General features: G+C 71.6%; 21 protein-coding genes. 8 read left to right on the top strand and 13 right to left on the bottom strand.

The features are described from left to right. Nucleotides 1–41: 41 nt before the first annotated feature. From hisF to hisD, 8 genes are read right to left on the bottom strand one after another with little or no spacing between them, the layout of a single operon-like run. Nucleotides 42–797: an imidazole glycerol phosphate synthase subunit HisF gene (gene hisF / locus ACZ4VW_RS05460; protein WP_467958678.1), complete on the bottom strand. Its 756-nt coding sequence runs from the start codon at nucleotides 795–797 to the stop codon at nucleotides 42–44. After that, nucleotides 794–1219 carry a RidA family protein gene (locus ACZ4VW_RS05465; RefSeq protein ID WP_467958680.1) on the bottom strand — a complete coding sequence of 142 codons (426 nt, stop codon included), beginning with the start codon at nucleotides 1217–1219 and terminating at the stop codon, nucleotides 794–796. The genes hisF and ACZ4VW_RS05465 overlap by 4 nt, the downstream gene beginning before the upstream one ends. Continuing rightward, the gene (gene priA, locus ACZ4VW_RS05470) at nucleotides 1216–1947 is read right to left on the bottom strand and encodes a bifunctional 1-(5-phosphoribosyl)-5-((5-phosphoribosylamino)methylideneamino)imidazole-4-carboxamide isomerase/phosphoribosylanthranilate isomerase PriA (protein WP_329121659.1); all 732 of its coding nucleotides are present in this window, start codon (nucleotides 1945–1947) and stop codon (nucleotides 1216–1218) included. Before priA ends, ACZ4VW_RS05465 begins: the two co-directional genes overlap by 4 nt. Nucleotides 1948–1949: 2 nt before the next feature. Continuing rightward, on the bottom strand, nucleotides 1950–2600 hold the full coding sequence (hisH, locus tag ACZ4VW_RS05475; RefSeq protein ID WP_467959573.1) for an imidazole glycerol phosphate synthase subunit HisH: 651 nt from the start codon (nucleotides 2598–2600) through the stop codon (nucleotides 1950–1952). Nucleotides 2601–2605: 5 nt separating this feature from the next. Next, the gene (locus tag ACZ4VW_RS05480; protein ID WP_189599229.1) at nucleotides 2606–2773 is read right to left on the bottom strand and encodes a hypothetical protein; all 168 of its coding nucleotides are present in this window, start codon (nucleotides 2771–2773) and stop codon (nucleotides 2606–2608) included. Nucleotides 2774–2777: 4 nt separating this feature from the next. After that, nucleotides 2778–3371, bottom strand: coding sequence for an imidazoleglycerol-phosphate dehydratase HisB (gene hisB, locus ACZ4VW_RS05485; RefSeq protein ID WP_158986436.1), 594 nt, complete (start codon nucleotides 3369–3371; stop codon nucleotides 2778–2780). Beyond that, on the bottom strand, nucleotides 3368–4516 hold the full coding sequence (locus tag ACZ4VW_RS05490) for a histidinol-phosphate transaminase (RefSeq protein WP_467958683.1): 1149 nt from the start codon (nucleotides 4514–4516) through the stop codon (nucleotides 3368–3370). The genes hisB and ACZ4VW_RS05490 overlap by 4 nt, the downstream gene beginning before the upstream one ends. Beyond that, nucleotides 4513–5853, bottom strand: coding sequence for a histidinol dehydrogenase (hisD, locus tag ACZ4VW_RS05495; RefSeq protein ID WP_467958685.1), 1341 nt, complete (start codon nucleotides 5851–5853; stop codon nucleotides 4513–4515). Before hisD ends, ACZ4VW_RS05490 begins: the two co-directional genes overlap by 4 nt. A gap of 174 nt (nucleotides 5854–6027) precedes the next feature. On the opposite strand from hisD, the gene ACZ4VW_RS05500 reads away from it, so the two are divergent. The 4 genes from ACZ4VW_RS05500 to ybaK all read left to right on the top strand — a co-directional run bounded on the left by ACZ4VW_RS05500 (nucleotide 6028) and on the right by ybaK (nucleotide 10070). After that, on the top strand, nucleotides 6028–7629 hold the full coding sequence (locus ACZ4VW_RS05500; RefSeq protein WP_467958687.1) for an oxidoreductase: 1602 nt from the start codon (nucleotides 6028–6030) through the stop codon (nucleotides 7627–7629). A 150-nt stretch (nucleotides 7630–7779) separates the two neighbouring features. Beyond that, on the top strand, nucleotides 7780–8817 hold the full coding sequence (locus tag ACZ4VW_RS05505; RefSeq protein ID WP_467958689.1) for a hypothetical protein: 1038 nt from the start codon (nucleotides 7780–7782) through the stop codon (nucleotides 8815–8817). Between the two features lie 5 nt (nucleotides 8818–8822). After that, complete coding sequence (locus ACZ4VW_RS05510; protein WP_467958691.1) at nucleotides 8823–9560, top strand: LON peptidase substrate-binding domain-containing protein; 738 nt, start codon at nucleotides 8823–8825, stop codon at nucleotides 9558–9560. Between the two features lie 12 nt (nucleotides 9561–9572). Next, complete coding sequence (gene ybaK / locus ACZ4VW_RS05515) at nucleotides 9573–10070, top strand: Cys-tRNA(Pro) deacylase (RefSeq protein WP_467958693.1); 498 nt, start codon at nucleotides 9573–9575, stop codon at nucleotides 10068–10070. A 49-nt stretch (nucleotides 10071–10119) separates the two neighbouring features. Here ybaK and ACZ4VW_RS05520 read toward each other — a convergent pair whose 3' ends face one another. The 4 genes from ACZ4VW_RS05520 to ACZ4VW_RS05535 are packed head-to-tail and all read right to left on the bottom strand — an operon-like array spanning nucleotide 10120 to nucleotide 13927. Further along, on the bottom strand, nucleotides 10120–10755 hold the full coding sequence (locus ACZ4VW_RS05520) for a DUF2567 domain-containing protein (protein ID WP_467958695.1): 636 nt from the start codon (nucleotides 10753–10755) through the stop codon (nucleotides 10120–10122). A 56-nt stretch (nucleotides 10756–10811) separates the two neighbouring features. Continuing rightward, nucleotides 10812–11627: an ABC transporter permease gene (locus tag ACZ4VW_RS05525; RefSeq protein ID WP_467958697.1), complete on the bottom strand. Its 816-nt coding sequence runs from the start codon at nucleotides 11625–11627 to the stop codon at nucleotides 10812–10814. 13 nt (nucleotides 11628–11640) lie between these two features. After that, on the bottom strand, nucleotides 11641–12621 hold the full coding sequence (locus ACZ4VW_RS05530; protein WP_467958699.1) for an ABC transporter ATP-binding protein: 981 nt from the start codon (nucleotides 12619–12621) through the stop codon (nucleotides 11641–11643). A 28-nt stretch (nucleotides 12622–12649) separates the two neighbouring features. Then, nucleotides 12650–13927 (bottom strand): NYN domain-containing protein, encoded by a 1278-nt coding sequence (locus ACZ4VW_RS05535; protein ID WP_467958701.1) that lies wholly within the window; start codon nucleotides 13925–13927, stop codon nucleotides 12650–12652. 224 nt (nucleotides 13928–14151) lie between these two features. Between ACZ4VW_RS05535 and ACZ4VW_RS05540 the strand changes: the two genes are divergently transcribed. Further along, complete coding sequence (locus tag ACZ4VW_RS05540) at nucleotides 14152–14322, top strand: hypothetical protein (protein WP_467958703.1); 171 nt, start codon at nucleotides 14152–14154, stop codon at nucleotides 14320–14322. A gap of 117 nt (nucleotides 14323–14439) precedes the next feature. On the opposite strand, the gene dnaE is transcribed toward ACZ4VW_RS05540, so the two are convergent. Then, nucleotides 14440–17979 carry a DNA polymerase III subunit alpha gene (gene dnaE, locus ACZ4VW_RS05545; protein ID WP_467958705.1) on the bottom strand — a complete coding sequence of 1180 codons (3540 nt, stop codon included), beginning with the start codon at nucleotides 17977–17979 and terminating at the stop codon, nucleotides 14440–14442. A 235-nt stretch (nucleotides 17980–18214) separates the two neighbouring features. Between dnaE and ACZ4VW_RS05550 the strand changes: the two genes are divergently transcribed. From ACZ4VW_RS05550 to ACZ4VW_RS05560, 3 genes are read left to right on the top strand one after another with little or no spacing between them, the layout of a single operon-like run. Beyond that, complete coding sequence (locus ACZ4VW_RS05550) at nucleotides 18215–19573, top strand: DUF2252 domain-containing protein (RefSeq protein ID WP_467958707.1); 1359 nt, start codon at nucleotides 18215–18217, stop codon at nucleotides 19571–19573. Nucleotides 19574–19612: 39 nt separating this feature from the next. Then, complete coding sequence (locus ACZ4VW_RS05555; RefSeq protein WP_467958709.1) at nucleotides 19613–20299, top strand: hypothetical protein; 687 nt, start codon at nucleotides 19613–19615, stop codon at nucleotides 20297–20299. Nucleotides 20300–20348: 49 nt separating this feature from the next. After that, entirely contained in the window at nucleotides 20349–21164 is an 816-nt protein-coding gene (locus ACZ4VW_RS05560; protein ID WP_467958711.1) for a DsbA family protein, read from the top strand. Nucleotides 21165–21263: the final 99 nt, after the last annotated feature.

Raw genomic sequence — 21263 nt, forward strand, 5'->3', positions numbered from 1 at the left:
CCAAGGAAAGGGGCCCTCCAGGGGCCCCTTTTCGCGCGCGTTCAGCGGACCGGGTGGCCCGCCTCCCGCAGCGCGTCCTTGACCTGGGAGATCCGCAGGTCGCCGAAGTGGAAGACGGAGGCGGCCAGGACCGCGTCCGCGCCCGCCTCGATCGCCGGCGGGAAGTCGGCGAGACCGCCCGCTCCCCCGCTCGCGATCACCGGCACGGTCACGTGCTTGCGCACGGCCGCGATCATCTCGGTGTCGTAGCCGTCCTTCGTGCCGTCGGCGTCCATCGAGTTGAGCAGGATCTCGCCCGCGCCCAGCTCGGCGGCCCGGTGCGCCCACTCGACGGCGTCGATGCCGGTGCCCTTGCGGCCGCCGTGCGTCGTCACCTCGAACGACCCCGAGGCCGTACGCCGGGCATCGACGGAGAGGACCAGCACCTGGCGGCCGAAGCGCTCCGCGATCTCCCGGATCAGCTCGGGCCGGTCGATGGCTGCCGTGTTCACGCCGACCTTGTCGGCCCCGGCCCGCAGCAGCTTGTCGACGTCCTCCGCCGAGCGCACGCCGCCGCCCACCGTCAGCGGGATGAAGACCTGCTCGGCGGTGCGGCGCACCACGTCGTAGGTCGTCTCCCGGTTGCCGGAGGAGGCGGTGATGTCGAGGAAGGTCAGCTCGTCGGCGCCCTCGGCGTCGTACAGCTTCGCCATCTCGACGGGGTCGCCAGCGTCGCGCAGGTTCTGGAAGTTGACGCCCTTGACGACCCGGCCGTTGTCCACGTCGAGACAGGGGATCACCCGTACGGCGAGACTCATGCCGCACCACCCTTCGGTCCGTCGGGGCGGTACGCCTCGACCTCCACCTCGACGACCAGGCTCGGGTCGACGAAGCCGGAGACAATGATCATGGATGCGGCCGGCCGGACCGCGTCGAACAGTTCCTTGTGCGCACGGCCGACCTCGTCCACGTCCCGGGCGTGCGTGATGTACATCCGCGTCCGTACGACGTCCTCCGGGCCCAGCCCGAGCTGCTTCAGCGCCGCGAACGCGACGTTGAAGGAGTTGACGGTCTGCTCGTACGGGCCTCCGCCGGCGATCTGGCCGTCGATGATGGACGTGCAGCCGGCGACCAGGACCAGACCGTTCGGCAGCTCCACCGCGCGGGAGTAGCCGAACTGCTCCTCCCAGGGGGCGCCGGTCACCACCTTGCGTACGGCGTCGCGTCCGGGGTCGGTCATACGGAAGCCACCGCCTCCAGCGCTTCCTCCAGGGTGAACGCCTTGGCGTACAGCGCCTTGCCGACGATCGCGCCCTCGACGCCCAGCGGCACCAGGCCGGACAGGGCGCGCAGGTCGTCCAGGGACGACACGCCGCCCGAGGCGACGACCGGCTTGTCGGTCGCGGCGCAGACGTTCTTCAGGAGCTCCAGGTTCGGGCCCTGGAGCGTGCCGTCCTTGGCGATGTCGGTGACGACGTAGCGGGCGCAGCCCTCGGAGTCGAGGCGGGCCAGCGTCTCGTACAGGTCGCCGCCGTCGCGGGTCCAGCCACGGCCCCGCAGGGTCGTGCCGCGCACGTCCAGGCCGACGGCGATCTTGTCGCCGTGCTCGGCGATGACCTTGGCGACCCACTCGGGGGTCTCCAGGGCCGCGGTGCCCAGGTTGACGCGGGTGCAGCCGGTGGCGAGGGCGGCCGCGAGCGAGGCGTCGTCGCGGATGCCGCCGGAGAGCTCGACCTTGATGTCCATCGCCTGGGCGACCTCGGCGATCAGCTCCCGGTTGTCCCCGGTGCCGAAGGCGGCGTCGAGGTCGACCAGGTGCAGCCACTCGGCGCCGGAGCGCTGCCAGGCGAGGGCGGCCTCCAGCGGGGAGCCGTAGGAGGTCTCCGTACCGGACTCGCCGTGCACGAGGCGGACGGCCTGGCCGTCGCGGACGTCGACGGCGGGGAGGAGTTCAAGCTTCTGAGCCATGATCAGAGGGTCTCGATCCAATTGGTGAGGAGCTGGGCACCGGCGTCGCCGGACTTCTCGGGGTGGAACTGGGTCGCCCACAGGGCACCGTTCTCGACGGCCGCGACGAACGGCTCGCCGTGGGTGGACCAGGTGACCTTGGGGGCGCGGATGTTGGGGTTGCCGACCTCCAGGGACCACTCGCGCACCGCGTAGGAGTGCACGAAGTAGAACCGGGCGTCGGCGTCGAGGCCCGCGAACAACTCGCTGTCCTCGGGCGCCTCGACGGTGTTCCAGCCCATGTGGGGCACGACGGGGGCCTTCAGCGGCTCGACCGTACCGGGCCACTCGTCGAGACCGTCGGTCTCCACGCCGTGCTCGATGCCCCGGGCGAAGAGGATCTGCATGCCGACGCAGATGCCCATGACGGGACGGCCGCCGGAGAGCCGGCGGTCGATGATCCACTCGCCGCGGGCCTCCCTGAGGCCCTTCATGCAGGCGGAGAAGGCTCCGACGCCGGGGACGAGGAGACCGTCGGCGTTCATGGCTCTGTCGTAGTCGCGGGTGATCTCGACCTCGGCGCCGACATGGGCCAGAGCCCGCTCGGCGGAGCGGACGTTGCCGAAGCCGTAGTCGAAGACCACGACCTTCTTCGGAGTGCTCGCGGTGCTCATTCGGCTCATTCCCAGATTCCCTGGATCCGAAGGACGCCGGCGACCAGGCACATCACGGAGGCGATGGCGAGGACGGCGATCACGCCCTTGGGCAGCTTCTGCTTCGAGAAGGAGTACACACCGCCGGCGAGGAAGAGCCCGACGACGATGAGGATGGTGGAGAGGCCGGTCATGGGGTTAGAGGGCGCCCTTCGTGGACGGCAGGATGCCGGCCGCGCGCGGGTCGCGCTCGGAGGCGTAGCGCAGGGCGCGGGCGAGCGCCTTGAACTGGCACTCCACGATGTGGTGGGCGTTGCGCCCGTACGGCACGTGGATGTGCAGCGCGATCTGCGCCTGCGCGACGAAGGACTCGAAGATGTGCCGGGTCATCGTCGTGTCGTAGGAGCCGATCATCGGCGCCATGTTCTCGGGCTCGGTGTGCACCAGGTAGGGGCGGCCGGAGAGGTCGACCGTGACCTGGGCGAGCGACTCGTCCAGCGGGACGGTGCAGTTGCCGAAGCGGTAGATGCCGACCTTGTCGCCGAGGGCCTGCTTGAAGGCGGCGCCGAGGGCGAGGGCGGTGTCCTCGATGGTGTGGTGCGAGTCGATGTGCAGGTCGCCGTCCGTCTTGACCGTGAGGTCGAAGAGGCCGTGGCGGCCGAGCTGGTCGAGCATGTGGTCGTAGAAGCCGACGCCGGTGGCGACGTCGACCTTGCCGGTGCCGTCGAGGTCTATCTCGACGACGACCGAGGTCTCCTTGGTGGTGCGTTCGACCCGTCCTACGCGGCTCATGAACTCTGCTCCTTCTTCAAAGCGCGTACCGCATCGAGGAACGCGTCGTTCTCTTCGGGGGTGCCGGCGGTGACCCGCAGCCAGCCCGGTACGCCGTTGTCCCGGACCAGGACGCCCCGGTCGAGGATCTTCTGCCAGGCCGCGTGGGAGCCCTCGGCTCCGTCGAAGTGGCCGAACTGGACGAAGTTGGCGTCGGACTCGGTGACCTCGTAGCCGATCGCCCGCAACTCGGTGACCAGGCGGTCCCGCTCGGCCTTGAGCTGCTCGACGTACCCGAGGAGCGTGTCGGTGTGCTCCAGGGCGGCCAGGGCGGTGGCCTGGGTGACGGCGGAGAGGTGGTACGGCAGGCGGACGAGCTGCACGGCGTCGACCACGGCCGGGTGGGCGGCCAGGTAGCCCAGGCGCAGTCCGGCGGCGCCGAAGGCCTTCGACATGGTGCGGGAGACGACCAGGGTCGGCCGGCCCTCGATCAGCGGCAGCAGCGAGTCCCAGTGGCTGAACTCGACGTACGCCTCGTCCACGACCACCAGCGAGGGCTTCGCGGCCTGGGCGGCCTCGTACAGCGCGAGCACGGTCCCGGCGTCGACGGCCGTGCCCGTGGGGTTGTTGGGCGAGGTGATGAAGACGACGTCCGGCCGGTGCTCGGCGATGGCCTTCTCGGCCGCCTCGACGTCGATGGTGAAGTCGGCGTTGCGCGGTCCGGAGATCCAGCCGGTGCCGGTGCCGCGCGCGATGAGGCCGTGCATCGAGTACGAGGGCTCGAAGCCGATGGCCGTACGGCCCGGCCCGCCGAAGGTCTGCAGCAGCTGCTGGAGGACCTCGTTGGAGCCGTTGGCGGCCCAGACGTTCTCGACGGCGACCGGGTGCTTCCCGGTACGGGTGAGGTAGCGGGCGAGCTCGGTGCGCAGCTCGACGGCGTCCCGGTCGGGGTAGCGGTTGAGGCCGCGGGCGGCCTCGGCGACCCGCTCCGCGATCCGGGCCACGAGGGGCTCGGGCAGCGGGTAGGGGTTCTCGTTGGTGTTCAGCTGGACCGGGACGTCGAGCTGGGGCGCGCCGTAGGGGGACTTGCCCTTCAGCTCGTCGCGGATGGGCAGTTCGTCCCAGGGGGACACGGCGGGGTCGCCGACGCTGTCGTACGAGGTCACTGGCCGGGCACCTTCCATCCGAAGCGCGCCTTCAGGGCCGCGCCGTGGGCGGGCAGGTCCTCCGCCTCGGCCAGCGTCACCACGTGGTGGGTGACCTCGGCCAGGGCGTCGCGCGTGTAGTCCACGATGTGGATGCCGCGCAGGAAGGTCTGCACAGACAGGCCCGAGGAGTGGCAGGCGCAGCCGCCGGTGGGCAGCACGTGGTTGGAGCCGGCGCAGTAGTCGCCGAGGGAGACCGGGGCCCAGGGGCCGACGAAGATCGCGCCGGCGTTGCGGACGCGGTCCGCGCGGGCGGCGGCGTCGGCGGTCTGGATCTCCAGGTGCTCGGCGCCGTAGGCGTCGACGACCGTGAGGCCGTCCTCCAGGTCGCGGACGAGGACGATCGCGGACTGCTTTCCGGCCAGGGCCGGGACGATGCGGTCGTCGATGTGCTTGCTCGCGGCCACCTGGGTCTTGAGCTCGGCCTCGGTGGCGGCGGCCAGTTCCTCGGAGTCGGTGACGAGGACGGCGGCGGCCATCGGGTCGTGCTCGGCCTGGCTGATCAGGTCGGCGGCGACGTGGACGGGGTCGGCGGTGGAGTCGGCGAGGATCGCGATCTCGGTCGGGCCCGCCTCGGCGTCGATGCCGATGCGGCCCTTGAGGAGGCGCTTGGCGGCGGCGACGTAGATGTTGCCGGGGCCGGTGACCAGGTTGACGGGGGCGCAGCCGGGCGCGTCCGCGGTGCCCTCGGTGCCGTACGCGAACATGGCGATGGCCTGGGCGCCGCCCGCGGCGTACACCTCGTCGACGCCGAGCAGCGCGCACGCGGCGAGGATCGTCGGGTGCGGCAGGCCGCCGAACTCCTTCTGGGGCGGCGAGGCGATCGCGACGCCCTCGACGCCGGCCTCCTGGGCCGGGACGACGTTCATGACGACGGACGAGGGGTAGACGGAGCGGCCGCCGGGGACGTAGAGCCCCACGCGCTCGACCGGGACCCACTTCTCGGTGACCGTGCCGCCGGGCACGACCTGGGTGGTGTGGGTGGTGCGGCGCTGCTCGCGGTGGACGATCCTGGCCCGGCGGATGGACTCCTCCAGGGCCGCCCGGACGGCCGGGTCCAGCTCGTCGAGGGCGCGGGTGATCGCCTCGGCGGGGACGCGCAGGCCGTCGACGCGGACGCCGTCGAACTTCTCGCCGTAGTCGATCACAGCGGCCGCGCCATGATGCCGTACGTCCTCGCAGATGGGCCGCACCGTCTCCAGGGCGGCTTCCACGTCGAACTCGGCACGGGGCAGCAGGTCGCGGAGCGCGGCACCCTCGGGGAGGGTGTCGTCGCGCAGATCGATTCGAGAGATCACGGGTCAATTCTCGCAGACGCCCCACAGGCGCCGGACGTCCGTATCACTGGCTGATACGAGCCACAGTGGCGTCTTGTCGCCACAGCTGACCGTTAGCGTTCAGCCCGTCACTCAGCGGGAAGAACGGCTGTACGAATCCGGTGAAGCGGATTCGTGGAAAGCGAGGGGGCGGCAGTGACCGAGCCGCACGAGGACGGAATTCCGGACGGACTGACAGGCCCCGAGCGGGCCATGTGGCGGGCGTTCCGGATCGGCAGGAGCTGCGATCTGAGCGAGGGGGACGCGGCGCGGGACGATCCTTTCGGCCCGCATGTCTGGGGGGAGGGGCGGAGTGTGCGCGCCGAGGTGGTGGCGCTGCTGCTGCTCGACGGACCGCCCGCGCGGCCCGGGCGCGTCGCGGCGCTCAAGCTGCGCGGCGTGCGGATCACGGGGGTGCTCAATCTCGCGGGCGGGACGATCGACCCGTACGTGGAGCTGAACCGCTGCCGGTTCGACCAGGAGATCGTGCTGCCGGAGGCGCGCTTCGGGACGGTGCGGATGGTGGAGTGCGCGATACCCCGGCTGGAGGCGGCGCGGCTGCACACCGAGGGGGATCTGCATCTGCCGCGCTGCCGGGTGGACCGGGGGATCCGGCTCACGGACGCGCAGATCGGCACGGACCTGCTGATCAACCAGATCCGGGTGTGGCCGGACCGGCGCGGCCGGGCGATCACGGCGGACGGGCTGGCGGTGGCGCAGGACCTCCAGGCCGAGCTGATCGAGACGTACGGCGAGACGAGTCTGCGCGGCGCGAAGGTGGGCGTGTCGCTGAGCCTGCGGGGGAGCGTGCTGCGCGGGGCGCAGCAGCGGCGGGCGCTGAACGCTCCGCAGCTGACGGTGGAGCGCTCGCTCTATCTGAACGCGGCGTGGGTCTACGATGGCTCGGGGAACGCCACGGCCACCCCCCCGTACGGCATCGGGTACACGCCGGTGCAGGGGGCACGGCGCAAGCCGGTCGAGTGCCACGGCGGGGTGCGGCTGGACGACGGCCGGTTCGGCGACGCGGTGGACCTGCACTACGCGCGGTTCGTGCTGGACGGGTCGCGGCGCGAGGAGGTGTCGCTGCGCCGGATCGTCACGCCCGAGCTGCGGTTCAACGGGGAGCCGCCGGAGGAGGGCCGGGTGGTGCTCAACGGGGCGAAGGTGGTGACGCTCATCGACCTCTCCACCAGCTGGCCGGGCCCGGGCGGTCTGTCGATGAACGGCTTCGTCTACGAGAACCTCGTGCCGTACGGGCACTTCCCGCTGGCGCGGCGGCTCGAGTGGGTGGCGGCGGCGACGCCGGAGTACGCCCCGGAGCCGTACGAGCGGCTGGCGACGGTGCTGCGCAGCAGCGGCGAGGACGCGGAGGCCCGGGTGGTGCTGCTCGCCAAGCAGCGGCGGCGCCGGGAGACCCTGCCGGTGGCGGGCAAGTTGTGGGGCTACCTCCAGGACTGGACGGTGGCGTACGGCTACCGGCCGGGGCGGGCGGCCCTGTGGATGGCGGTGCTCTGGGCGGCGGGTGCGATGGCGTTCTCCCGCTACGAGCCGGCGCCGCTGAAGGACGGCGAGTCCCCGAAGTGGAGCGCCACGCTGTACGCGCTGGACCTGCTGCTGCCGGTGATCAACCTCGGCCAGGACGGCTACTGGCGTCTGGAGGGCTTCTGGCAGTGGGCCTCGACGGTGCTCATCCTCCTGGGATGGGTGCTGGCGACGACGGTGGCCGCGGGGGCGTCGCGACTGCTGCGGCGAGGGTGACGGGAGGGGCGTCAGGGGTGGATCCTGGTCGCATACAGACCACACCCCGCCCCTTTCTTTACCCGGTCTTGACCTCGTGCAGGACAACTTTCCCGCCGCTACCAAAGCTTCACAGTCCCCCACTGGCGCCGCCCTCACCTGCGGTTTTCAATGGTCCGCACCATGTCTTTGCTCCGCGCCCTGATCGGCACCGCCCGAGTGGTCCGGCACGCACCGCGGCTCGCCGCCGCCCTGCCGCCGGACGACGACGTGCTGCTCGACGCGCCGGACGAGCGACTCGCCCCGGCGCTGGTGGCGGCCGCCCTCGCCGATCCCGAGCCCGCCGCGAAGCTGCTCGCGACGACCCGCGACGCCGCCGAATGGGAGAAGCGGGACCGGTACGTGGCGCGGCTGGCGACCTTCGCCTACAACCGTGACGAGTGGCTGGCGCACTGGCTGGCCGTCTCGCCCCGCGACCCGGACGCGCTGCTCGTGAAGGCGGAGCTCGCGGTGCGCAGGGCCTGGGGGTCGCCGGCCCGCTCCGAGCGGCTGCGCGAGCTCGGCCCGCTCATCGACGCGGCCGCGCAGGCCGCGCCGCGTGACCCGGTGCCGTGGCGGCTCGCCCTGGACCACGCCCGGGGCACGCACGCGGGCCACGCGGCGTTCGAGTCGCTCTGGGAGCAGGCCGTGCGGCGCTCCGCGCACCACTACGGCTGCCATGTCGCCGCGCTCCGCTACCTGTCGGCCCAGTGGTACGGCTCGCACCACGAGTGCTTCGACTTCGCGGAGCAGGCCGCCGAGGACGCGCCGCCCGGATCCCTGGCGCGGGGACTGCCGCTCAACGCCGCGTTCGCGCAGCTCCTCACCGGCGCGAGGCCGGGGCGGGAGGACCGGATCGACGCGGCGGCGGACCGGGGCATCGCGCTGTCGGCGGCGCATCCGGTGAGCGACCCATGGCTCGCGGAGGTCCGCAACCTGCTGGTGTACGTGCTGGTCAGCCGGGAGCGCCGGGGGGAGGCGCTGGAGGAGTTCCGCAGGATCGGGCCGTACGCCACGTCGTTTCCGTGGGCGCTCGTCGGGGACGATCCGCTCGGCGGTTTCCTGGAGACGCGGGACGCGGTACGGCTCGAAGTGGCTCGTACGATCCCCCTGCGCGGGGCCGGACGAGGACGGGCCGGACGAGGCGCGCACGGCGGCCATTACGCTTGACCGCTGTGACCACCGCTCGCCTGCCTCTCTTCCCGCTCAACGCGGTGCTGTTCCCGGGCCTCGTGCTGCCCCTGAACGTGTTCGAGGAGCGTTATCGCGCCATGATGCGCGAGCTGCTCAAGACGGACGACTCCGAGCCGCGCCGCTTCGCCGTCGTCGCGATCCGCGACGGCCGCGAGGTCGCGCCCTCGGAACCGGGCCTGCCCGACCCCACCGCACAGCGGGAGAAGGGACCCGGCGCGGGCTTCGGCCCGGATCCCATCCAGGCGTTCCACCGGGTCGGCTGCATCGCCGACGCGGCGACGATCCGCGAGCGCGCGGACGGCAGCTTCGAGGTGATGGCCACGGGAACGACCCGGGTCAAGCTGCTGTCGGTGGACGCGAGCGGCCCGTTCCTGGTGGCCGAGATCGAGGAGATCCCGGAGGAGCAGGGCGAGGAGGCGGGCACGCTCGCGGAGGGCGTGCTGCGGGCGTTCCGGAACTACCAGAAGCGGCTGGCGGGTGCGCGGGAGCGGTCGCTGACGACGAGCGAGCTGCCGGACGATCCGTCGGTGGTCTCGTACCTGGTGGCGGCGGCCGCGGTGCTCGACACCCCGGCGAAGCAGCGGCTGCTGCAGGCGCCGGACACGGCGACGCGGCTCCGGGAGGAACTGACGCTGCTGCGGGCGGAGACGGCCGTGCTGCGGCATCTGCCCTCGCTGCCGGCGGTGGATCTGACGCGGGCGCCGACGAGCCCGAACTGACGAAGGACTCCTGTGGCGAAGAAGCAGAAGAAGCAGGCGGGCGGCACGCCGGCGACCGTCGCCCTGGCGGCCTCGGGGACCCCGTTCACGCTCCACGCGTACGACCACGACCCGGCGGTCCCTTCGTACGGCGAGGAGGCGGCGGAGGCGCTGGGCGTCTCCCCCGACCGGGTGTTCAAGACGCTGGTGGCGGACGTCGACGGCGCGCTGACGGTGGCGGTCGTGCCGGTCGCCGGCCAGCTGGACCTGAAGGCGCTGGCCTCGGCGGTCGGCGGCAAGCGGGCGACGATGGCGAACCCGGCGGACGCGGAACGCACGACGGGCTACGTCCGTGGCGGCATCTCCCCGCTGGGCCAGCGCAAGCGCCTGCGCACGGTCCTGGACGCCTCGGCCGCCGGCCACGAGACGATCTGTGTCTCGGCGGGCCGCCGCGGCCTGGAGGTCGAACTGGCCCCCACGGCGCTGGCGGCGCTGACGTCGGCGGTCATGGCCCCGATCGGCCGTTCGTAGCCGCGCGGGCGCCGCGCGGCGCTTCCCGGGAGAGGGGTACGGCCCGCGCTCAGGCGGCCGGCGGCGCGGACGTCGGGGGCCAGTCGGGCTCCGGGTCCCGCGGGCCGAGGAGTGCCGTCAGGCCCAGGTGGACGACCATCGCCGCGATCGGCCAGGCGAGCATCGCCCCGGCCCACATCTCCAGCTTCAGCGGCGCATCGAACAGCACGTTCGCGCCCACCTCCCTCGCGTGGGCCACCACGTCGTGCGTCGGGCCCAGCAGCGTGCCCACCCCCCAGCCGAGGAGCGATCCCAGCACGCCGCCCACCGCGAGACCCACCACCAGGGACACGCCCCCGTGCCGGTGGAAGAGGAAGACGAGGGCCGCCGCCACCGCCCCGAACCCGAGCGCCAGCAGGACGAACGTGCCGTCCGCCCCGATCGCCGACTCCCCCTCGCTGTGCCGGAGGAAGACCGCCTTGCCGTCCGAGATCAGCGAGACCCGCGGCGCGAGCCACAGCCACAGCAGCCCCAGCACCGCCCCGGCGACGGCCGAGACGGCGGTCACCACCGCCGCCTGCCGCAGCTCCGTCGCCGTGCTCGGCACGCCGTCGTCGTCGTCCGACAGCGGAGGATAGGGCGCCGGCCATCCATGCGGCACGGCATCGTTCGACGGCTGGTGAGGCGGTGTCAGAGGTGCGGTCACACCGCCATCGTGCCAGGTAAGGCAACGACCCGCCTCAGCGGATCGTCGGCGCGACCTCAGCGGACCGCTGCCCGCCGATACGCCCACGTCGCCAGCGCCAGCGACACGACGCCCACCACCCCGCACACCGCGAGGTCGAGCCCCACCGCCGCCCAGTCCGGGTGCGGATCGAAGGTCCGGGCCAGGGCCTCGACCCCGTACGTCGAGGGCAGCAGGTCCCGTGCCCAGCCGATGGGCTCCGGCAGCCGCTCCGCCGGCAGCACGCCGAGCAGCAGCGCCGCCGACATCCCCAGCTGACCGAGCAGGGTCGCGAGTTCCTGCCGGGGCGCGAGCAGCCCGAGCGCCGCGCCGAGTCCGGCGAGGGCGGCACCGGCCAGCGGCACGACCGCCGCGAGGATCCACAGGTGCGCGAGCGGCAGCCCGAAGAGCAGCGACCCGACGACCGCCGTCACGACGGTCCCCGGCACGGTGAAGGACGCGTACGCCCCCGCCGCCCCCAGCACCACCGACGCGGGCGGCACCGGAAGCGTGGCGTAGTGGTCGAGGCCGCCGGTGGCCCGCAGCTGTCCGAAGTACTGGGCCAGCAGATTGAGCGCCACGAAGGCGACGACGAGGACCGAGGACCCCGCCACGACCGCCCGCGCCTCCGACCCGCCGTCGACGACGCCCCGCATCAGGACCATGATCCCGACGGACTGGAACGTCGCCACGAACAGCAGCGGGATGCGGGAGACCCGGGCGCGCGAGAGCTGCGCGCGGTACACGGCGGCGAGGGCCGGCAGCAGCCGGGCCCGCGGCGCCAGCGGCGCGGCGTCCACGGCCGGTCTCCTGGCGGCCAGGGCCGGCGCCACCTCGGCGGGCACGATACTCACTCCGTACAGCTCCTCAACCCTTGACCAGCCCGTCGGTCTCGCCGCCCAGCGCCAGATACACGTCCTCCAGGCTCGGCGTGGCCAGCGTGAAGTCGTCCAGGGCCGCGAAGGCGGCCCCGCCCGTCACCGCCGCGACGGTCGCCCGCGCCTCGTCCGGGGCCAGCCGGAGGGTCCAGCGCCGTCCCGACTCCTGGGCGACCCCCCGCAGGGCCGCGACCTCGGGGACCTCCAGCGGGGCGCGCTCGCGCCACACCAGGTCGACCCGGACCTCCCCCGCGACGCGCTCCTTGAGCCCGCCGGGGGTGTCGCAGGCGATGACCCGCCCCCGCTCCAGGACGGCGACCCGGTCCAGTACGGTCTCGGCCTCGATGACGTTGTGGGTGACGAGCAGCACGGTGGTGCCGTGCTCGGCGCGCCGCCGGTCGACGGCGGACCAGACGGCCCGCCGCGCGATGGGGTCCATGCCGGTGGTGGGCTCGTCGAGGACCAGGACCGGCCGCTCGCCGACGAGGGCGGCGGCGACGCAGGCGAGCCGTCGCTGTCCGCCCGAGAGCTTCTTGAGCGGCCGCCCGGCGAGCTCGGTGAGGCCCAGCTCCTCCAGGACGGCGTCCTTCGCGGCCCGCGCGTCCCGTGCGGTGAGCCCGCGCAGCCGTCCGGTGGTCTCGGCGGCCAGCGCGACCGTCAGCTCGTCGAGCGCGGTGGACTCCTGGCCGAGGTAGGCGAGCAGGCGCGCGGCGCGTTCCGGGTGGCGTACGAGGTCGTGGCCGAGCAGTTCGACGGTGCCGGAGTCGGGGCGCATCAGCCCGGTCAGCTGGCGTACGAGGGTGGACTTGCCGGCGCCGTTGGGGCCGAGCAGGCCGAAGATCTCGCCGCCGCGCACATCGAGGCTGATCCCGTCGGTGGCGCGGATCTCGGGGGTCGCCGGCGTGCCTCGCCGGGCACGCGCGGCGGGGTACGTCTTGACCAGATCGCGCACCACGCACACCGTACTCACGGGGGAAGAGCCTACGGGGTCCCCGCGCCTACTCCCCCGCGGGGGCGCGTTCCGCGGCGGCCCGGACGTCGATCTCGCGCCAGAAGCCCGCCCTGATCGCGTACCGGTCGTGCTCGTCGATCTGGTCGTCCTTGTGGGCGAGCAGGCCGAACCTGGCCGCGTACCGGAGCAGTTCGCCGTCGATGCGGTGCGGGATGCGCGGGTACATCACGGAGAGTTTCTGGACGTGGCTCTGCTCGGGCAGCCGCTCCATCCAGCGGCGGGCGAACACCTGGCCGACTTCGAAGGGGTCGCCGCCGACGGTGGTGATGTCCTCCTCGCGGTCGGCCCAGCGCTGTTCGGCGCTGGTGAGCTGGGCGAGGGTGGGCAGGGAGGCGGTCTCGGGCGGCTCGCCGAGGGCGCCGCCGGGGCGTTCGATCCAGCCCTTGTCGGAGGACCAGCGCAGCGTGGCGTTGGCGGCCGGCGCGGTGGCGGGCTGGGAGGCCGGGGCGCCGGGGCCGCGCAGTCCGGCGAGGTCCTTGGGGGTGGGGACGACCTTGCCGCCGGCGGGTGCGGGCACGCCGTTCGCCGATCCGTTCTCGGCGGGCGCGGGGGCCTGCGGGGCCGGTGTCCTGCTGTGTACGGAGGCGGCCGCGGCGGCCGCGGCCTCGGCGGCCCGTTCGGCGGAGGCGGCGAGCGCCGACTCGGGCAGCGGGGCGGACAGGATCGCGGCGATCTCGGGGCGCGGGGCCGGCGGGGGCGCGCAGATGCCGGTGAGGTCCTTGGCGCGGACGGCCCGGGTGATCCAGGCGCGGTCGAGGACCCGGCGCTCGTCGGCCTCCGCCACCAGGTCCTCGGACTGGTTGTAGTCGCCGTCGGCGGCCTGCACGGCCCAGAGGTGGACGGCGACGCCGTGTTCCTTGGCGGACATCAGACCGGGGAGCAGATCGCCGTCGCCGGTCACGAGCACCACATCGGAGCAGGCGCGGTTTCTGGCCAGCTCGGTGAGCTCGGCGTGCATGGCCGCGTCGACGCCCTTCTGGGCCCAGCGGCCGTCGCTGCGGGTCAGGGCGCCGAGCCGGACGGTGACCCGGGGCATCACGCGCAGCCTGCGGTGTTCCGGCTGGGGCACCCGGTCGGGCGCGCCGTCGAACCAGTAGATGCGCAGCAGGGGCTGTTCGGTGTCGGCCTCGGCCCGTTCACGCAGCCCCTGGATGAGCGCGGCATGGTCGACGGTGATCCGGGAGCGGGCCGGTTCCCCGGCGAGGAGGCTCGCGGCGGCGCCCAGCAGATAGCCGGCGTCCACCAGAACGACGCAGCGGTCCACGTGTCCCACCTTCTTTCGGGAACCTCGGGATCGGAAGTTGCTTCGGATTTCCCCCGAGTCTGCCCGACCTTCGAGAGGTTGACGGCCGGAACTCGATCATCGGCGTGGCGAATGTCACGCCGCGGCCCGCTCACCGTCGGTAATGATCCAAAATGCGGCGGTTCACCCCGTGTGTGAGTCTGACAGCGGCCCTGGCCCCGAGTTCCCCTTGAGGAGGCATCACCATGGCCAAGAATCGCAAGCAGAACCGCAGTCAGCAGTCCTCGCCGGCCGAGCGGGGCACCCAGCAGGCACAGCAGTCCTCGATGGAGTCGCAGGCCGAGCACCGCGCCTCGCAGGTGACCCCCGGCGACATGGCCCGCAAGGGGCGGCAGAAGCGCTTCGGTCACAACTGATCGCGCGTCACCCCGGAAGGGGCGCACCCGTGACGACGGGCGCGCCCCTTCCGCGCGTGCGGGGCCGGTCGCACTGTCCGGCCGGGCGCCGTGGCCGTCGGCCGGGCGCCGGTCGCGCTATCCGGCCAGGCAGGACGGGCCGAGCAGCACCTTGAGATCGCCGAAGAGGGCGGGATCGGGCTGGACCCGGTGGCGGTCGAGCCGCAGGACGGTCGTCTTGCGCGGGCCCTGGAGCTTGATCCGTACCTCTGTGTTGCCCTTGTGGTGTCCCAGGATCTCTCCGAGCCGGCTGACCATCGGCGGGGTGACCTTCACGGTGGGGATGGTCAGGACGACGGGCGCGTTGGTCCCGGCGTTCGACAGGTCCGGGACCATCAGTTCCATGGCGACCAGCCGGGGCACGTCCTCGCGCTTGTCGAGGCGGCCCTTGACGAAGACGACGGTGTCCTCGACGAGCTGGGTGGAGACCAGCTGGTACGTGGCGGGGAAGAACATGCACTCGATGGAGCCGGCCAGGTCCTCGACGGTGGCGATGGCCCAGGCGTTGCCCTGCTTGGTCATCTTCCGCTGGAGGCCGGAGATGATGCCGCCGATGGTGACGACCGCCCCGTCGGCGTGCTCGCCGCCGGTGAGCTGGGAGATCGCCGCGTCCGTCTTGTCGGACAGGACGTGCTCGATGCCGAAGAGCGGGTGGTCGGAGACGTACAGGCCGAGCATCTCGCGCTCCTGGGCGAGCAGGTAGGACTTCTCCCACTCGACGTCGGAGAACTCCACGTCCAGGCCGAAGCCGGGCTCGTCGGCGGCCTCGTCGCCCATGCCGCCGAAGAGGTCGAACTGTCCCTCGGCCTCCTTGCGCTTGACCGCCACCACGTTGTCGATCATCGGTTCGTGGTGGGCGACCAGACCCTTGCGGGTGTGGCCCATCTCGTCGAAGGCGCCGGCCTTGATCAGCGACTCGATGGTCCGCTTGTTGCAGACGACCGCCTCGACCTTGTCGAGGAAGTCGGGGAAGGAGGAGTACTTCCCCTTCGCCTTGCGCGTCTTGATGATCGACTCGACGACGTTGGTGCCGACGTTGCGGACGGCGGAGAGGCCGAAGAGGATCACGTCGTCGCCCTGGGCGGCGAAGTTGGACTCGGACTCGTTGACATTGGGCGGCAGGACCTTGATGCCCATGCGGCGGCACTCGTTGAGGTAGACCGCGGACTTGTCCTTGTCGTCCTTGACCGAGGTCAGCAGACCGGCCATGTACTCGGCCGGGTAGTTGGCCTTGAGGTACGCGGTCCAGTAGGAGACCAGGCCGTACGCGGCGGAGTGCGCCTTGTTGAAGGCGTAGCCGGCGAAGGGGACCAGCACGTCCCAGAGGGCCTGGATGGCCTCGTCGCTGTAGCCGTTCTTGCGGGCGCCGGCCTGGAAGATGGTGAAGTTCTTCGCCAGCTCCTCGGGCTTCTTCTTGCCCATCACGCGGCGGAGGATGTCGGCCTCGCCGAGGGAGTACCCGGCGATGATCTGGGCGGCCTTCTGCACCTGCTCCTGGTAGACGATCAGGCCGTAGGTGACCGCGAGCACCTCTTCGAGCGGCTTCTCCAGCTCGGGGTGGATCGGGGTGATCTCCTGCTGCTTGTTCTTGCGCAGGGCGTAGTTCGTGTGCGAGTTCATGCCCATCGGGCCCGGCCGGTACAGGGCGGACACGGCGGAGATGTCTTCGAAGTTGTCGGGCTTCATCAGCCGCAGCAGCGAACGCATGGGGCCGCCGTCGAACTGGAAGACACCGAGGGTGTCACCGCGCTGGAGCAGTTCGAAGGTCTTCGGGTCGTCCAGCGGCAGGGCCAGCAGGTCGAGGTCGATGCCCTTGTTGGCCTTCACCATCTTGACGGCGTCGTCCATGATGGTGAGGTTCCGCAGGCCCAGGAAGTCCATCTTCAGCAGGCCGAGCGACTCGCACTGGGGGTAGTCCCACTGCGTGATGGTGACGCCGTCGGTGTGCCGCACCCAGATCGGGGCGTGGTCGACGATGGGCTCGCTGGACATGATCACGCCGGCCGCGTGGACGCCCATCTGACGGACGAGGCCCTCCACGCCCTTGGCGGTGTCGATGACCTTCTTCACGTCCGGCTCGTTCTCGTACATCGCCCGGATCTCGCCCGCCTCGCTGTAGCGCGGGTGCGAGGGGTCGGTGATGCCGTTGAGGTCGATGCCCTTGCCGAGGACGTCGGCGGGCATCGCCTTGGTGAGCCGGTCGCCCATGGCGTACGGGTAGCCGAGGACACGGGCCGAGTCCTTGATCGCGTTCTTCGCCTTGATCTTGCCGTACGTGCCGATCATGGCGACCTTGTCGGAGCCGTACTTCTCCGTCACGTACCGGATCACCTCGACGCGCCGACGCTCGTCGAAGTCGATGTCGACATCGGGCATCGAGATGCGCTCGGGGTTGAGGAAGCGCTCGAAGATCAGACCGTGCGGGATCGGGTCGAGGTCGGTGATGCCCATGGCGTACGCGACGATCGAGCCGGCCGCGGAGCCTCGGCCGGGGCCGACGGCGATGCCCTGCTTCTTCGCCCACATGATGAAGTCGGCGACGACGAGGAAGTAGCCCGGGAAGCCCATCGAGATGATGGTGTCCATCTCGTACTCGACCTGCTTCATGCGGTCCTCGGGGATGCCGTCCGGGAAGCGGCGGTGCATGCCCCGCATCGTCTCCTCGCGGAACCAGGTGACCTCGGTGTACCCCTCGGGGATGTCGAACTTCGGCATGAGGTTCTTGGCCTCGAACATGCCGGACACGTCGATCTGGTCGGCGACCAGCTGCGTGTTGGCGCACCCCTGCTGCCAGGCGTCCGAGGAGTCGATGGCGTACATCTCGTCCGTGGACTTCAGGTAGTAGCCGGTGCCGTCGAACTTGAAGCGGTCCGGGTCGGAGAGGTTCTTGCCGGTCTGGATGCACAGCAGCGCGTCGTGGGCGGTGGCCTCGTGCGCGTACGTGTAGTGCGAGTCGTTGGTGACCAGCGGCGGGATGCCGAGCTTCTTGCCGATCTCCAGGAGCCCGTCCCGGACCCGGCGCTCGATCTCGATGCCGTGGTCCATCAGCTCCAGGAAGTACCGGTCCTTGCCGAAGATGTCCTGGTACTCGGAGGCGGACTTCAGGGCCTCGTCGAACTGGCCGAGGCGCAGCCGGGTCTGCAGCTCGCCGGAGGGGCAGCCGGTGGAGGCGATCAGGCCCTCCGACCACTGGGAGATGGTCTCCTTGTCCATCCGGGGCCACTTCTGGAGCCAGCCCTCGGCGTAGGCGTCGGAGGAGAGCTTGAAGAGGTTGTGCAGTCCCGTCGCGTTCGCCGCCCAGATCGTCTTGTGGGTGTAACCACCGGAACCGGAGACGTCGTCCCGCTTCTGGTGCGGCTGGCCCCAGAGGATCTTCCGCTTGTTCCGCCGCGACTCGGGGGCGACGTACGCCTCGATGCCGATGATCGGCGTGACCCCGGCCTTCTTGGCGGAGTGGAAGAAGTCGTACGCCCCGTGGAGGTTGCCGTGGTCGGACATGGCGATATGGGTCATGCCCATCTCGTTGCACGCGTCGAACATGTCCTTGAGCCGCGCGGCACCGTCCAGCAGGGAGTACTGGGTGTGGACGTGGAGGTGCGTGAAGGGCGGCTTGGTCACGGTGGAGAGCCTCCGAAGGCTGCGGTCTTCTTCTGGGGGGACAGCGTGGAAGTCTACGACTCTCCACCGACAACGCGCGGGGGAACACCGCCGGGCGAAGCCCCTCGGCGAGGGGTGGTGGCCGGGCGGCGGGCGGGCACCGAGCGGTACCGTCGCGCGTTGAGAGAGATGGAACACGCGTCCGTTTTGTCATGCACCATTTTGCGCCAGAGCCCGTACCAGGAGGCACCCACCGATGTCGGTCCCGCAGCCCACCGCCGAGCAGCGCGGTGAGCACATCCTCACCGTCTTCGACACCGCCTTTGGTGAGCTCCTCGCCGCCGACCCCGCCGCCTTCCGGGTCAAGTTCCGGAAGATGGCCGGCTCGGCCTTCGCCTTCTACCGGGGCACGGCGTGCCTGTTCTACGCGGACCTGGAGAGCGAGCGGCACGGCGGCCCGTACCTGGACGAGCGGACCGGCCGGGTGTGGATCCACGGCGATCTGCACGCCGAGAACTTCGGCACGTACATGGACGCCAACGGCCGGCTGATCTTCAACGTGAACGACTTCGACGAGGCGTACGTCGGCCCCTTCACCTGGGACCTGAAGCGACTCTCCGCCTCGCTCGCGCTGATCGGCTACTCGAAGGCGCTCAGTGACGAGCAGATCACGGAGCTCGTACGGATCTACGCGGCGGCCTACCGCGAGCGCATCCACGCCCTGGCCACCGGCGTCAAGGACAGCGATCCGTCGGAGCAGCCGTCCTTCACCCTGGACACCGCCGAGGGCGCCCTGCTGGACGCCCTGCGCGTCGCCCGCTCGCTGACCCGCTTCGGGCTGCTCGAGTCGATGACGGAGATCCGTGACTTCGAGCGCCGCTTCTCCCCCGGCGGCGGGTCCATCGAGCTGGACGCGGCGACCCGCTACAAGGTGCTGGCGGCCTTCGACGGCTATCTGGAGACCCTGCCGGAGTCCTCGCTGGCGCGCCCCGACTCGTACCGGGTCAAGGACGTCGTCGGGCGGCGCGGGATCGGCATCGGCTCGGCCGGCCTGCCCTCGTACAACATCTTGCTGGAGGGGAACAGCGACGCCCTGGAGAACGACGTCGTGATCTACCTGAAGCAGGCCCAGACGCCGGCCGTCTCGCGCCATGTGACGGACGCGGCGGTTCGGGAGTACTTCCAGCACGAGGGGCACCGCACGGTCATCTCCCAGCGGGCGCTCCAGGCCCACGCCGACCCGTGGCTGGGCTGGACGGAGCTGGACGGCTCCGGGCAGCTGGTCGCGGAGGTGTCGCCGTACGCGGTGGACCTGGACTGGTCGGACATCGACGACCCGGAGGAGATCGCGGCGACCGTGGCCGACCTCGGCCGGGCGACGGCGACGATGCACGCGGCGGCGGACGACTCCAGCGGCCACTCGCTGGTGCCCTTCTCGACCGAGCGGGCCATCGACGCGGCGATCGCCGCCGACGAGGAGGGTTTCGCGGACCTCCTGGTGGACTTCGCGCACAGCTACGGGGCACGCGCGCGTGCCGACCACCAGATCTTCGTGGACCTGTTCCGCAACGGCCGGATCCCCGGCCTGCGGGCCCCGTTCACAGCTCGCTCTTAAGGGGCTCTTACAGGAAGGCATGGCACACTCTCCAGCGCGATGGACATATCAGGGACGCGGCTCAGGGGGCTGCGGGCGGCGCTCTTCACGGCACTGGTCGTGACGCTGTCCGCCGGCTCCCATGTGCTCCTGTCCCGGGTGCCGCTGCCGCTGGTGACCGTGGGCCTGCTCTCGGCCGGTGTGTTCGCCGTGGCGTACGCGCTGGCCGGCCGCGAGCGCGGGTTCGGACCGATCGCCGGGCTGCTGGTGCCGCTGGAGCTTGCGGCCGACACGGTCTTCACCACCGGCCAGGCGGTCTGTTACGGCCCGGCGGGCGGCCCCGTCGCCGGTTCGCTGCGCGCGGTGGGCGTGGACGTGCTCTGCGGCGGCGCGGTGGGCGCCCCGCTTCCGGGGATCGCCGCTCCCGAGAGCGGGACGGCGGCCACCCTCCTGAACTCCCCGGGCCCGGCCGTGCCGTGGCTGCTGCTCGCGGCCCATGTGGCGGTCGGGCTGTGCGCGGCGGCCTGGCTGCGGCACGGCGAGCGGGCGCTGGCCCGGCTGGTCGGCGCCGTGGCGGCGTTCGCGTTCCGGCCCCTGCTGCTCGTCGCCGCGCTCCTGGGCGCCCCTGGCCCGGTCCGCGGCCGCGGTGGACGCCCGGTGGACCGGCCCCGCCGGTCCCGTACCCGCCTTCTCGTGCACTCCGTCGGACGGCGTGGACCGCCGTGCTCGGGCTTCGCCCTCGCCTGAGCACCGCAGTCCCCCTCTTCTCGTCCCGACCTTCACGGAGATCACGACCATGAGTGCACGCAACAGCCATGCCAACAAGGCTGCCGCCCGCGAGCGGCTGCGCGTCGAGCGCGAGCGGCAGGCCAAGAAGGACAAGGCCCGCCGCCAGGTGATCGTCGCCGTGTCGGCGGTCGCCGCCCTGGCGGTCGCCGGCGGCATCGGTTACGCCGTCGTCCAGGCCAACAAGCCGTCCCACTGGGAGGCGGCGGCGAAGGAGTCGAAGGTCACCGCGCCCAGGAACACCGAGGGCACGAACGGCACCACGGTCGTCATCGGCAAGCCGGCCGCCAAGAAGACGCTGGAGATCTACGAGGACTCCCGCTGCCCGGTCTGCGCGACCTTCGAGCAGCAGGTCGGCGCGACGGTCGACAAGGACGTCGAGGCCGGCAAGTACAAGGTCAAGTACGTCGGCGCGACCTTCATCGACAACGTCGACCAGGGCGAGGGTTCGAAGAACGCCCTGTCGGCGCTGGGCGCGGCGCTGAACGTGAGCCCCGAGGCCTTCCTGACGTACAAATCGGCGCTCTACTCCGCCCGGTTCCACCCGGAGGAGAGCCAGGACAAGTTCGCCAAGGACTCCTACCTCCTGGAGGTCGCGGACTCCGTCCCGGCGCTGAAGGGCAACGCGGAGTTCAGGAAGAACGTGGAGAACGGCACCTTCGACGCCTGGGCGATGAAGATGTCCGCGGCGTTCGACGACAGCGGCGTGACGGGCACGCCGACGTTGAAGATGGACGGCAAGACCCTCACGGCCGCGGGCAGCAAGAACCCGCCGCTGACGGTGGAGGAGTTCAACGCCGCGCTCGCCCCGGCGCTCAAGGGCTGACCGAGGGCTGACGCACGGGCCGGCTCGCGAGTCGGTTCACGCTCGGCCCACGCGTCGGCTCGCGAGTCGGTTCACGCTCGGCCCACGCGTCGGCTCACG

The sequence above is a fragment of the Streptomyces sp. NPDC029139 genome, assembly GCF_055564335.1.